This is a genomic window from Bartonella taylorii 8TBB (assembly GCF_902825155.1).
Taxonomy (GTDB): domain Bacteria; phylum Pseudomonadota; class Alphaproteobacteria; order Rhizobiales; family Rhizobiaceae; genus Bartonella; species Bartonella taylorii_A.
In genome coordinates, this window is record NZ_CADEAG010000162.1 from 1 (window position 1) to 417 (window position 417).

Genomic DNA, 417 nt, shown 5'->3' on the forward strand with positions numbered 1-417 from the left:
CATAACTTCCGGGTCATTTAAGAAATTTTCTGGGATTGACAGATGCCGACATAAAATGGGGGGGTGGGTGAAATTTAGGGTTTACAACACAAGAGGTTCCGGCGATTAAAATAGAATGAATTGAAAAAAATAATATTGAGCAAGAAAACGCAAAATGAATTTTAGATAAACAAGCGATTAGAAAAGATTATGAAACAAGCAATAAAATACGTCGTGTTATCAGCGTTTGTTTTAGTACCAACAAATGGGAGGAATGTATGGAATTATTTTATAAAAAAAGTAATCAAGGGTTCTTATTCGCAAAAAAATTTTATGATATTTTGCAGTCGCGTTCCCCAACAAGTTTAAAAATTATTTGGAAAAAAATGAAACAGACCCTATTTCAAACTTTGGAAGATTGTATGAAAATTGAAAACC

General features: G+C 31.7%; 1 protein-coding gene. It reads left to right on the forward strand.

The genetic code is table 11. The annotated features are described in order from the left end of the window. Positions 1 to 176 precede the first annotated feature (176 nt). The coding region (locus tag J7R13_RS09750; RefSeq protein ID WP_281432498.1) for an enoyl-CoA hydratase/isomerase family protein at positions 177 to 417 on the forward strand (241 nt) is incomplete at its 3' end.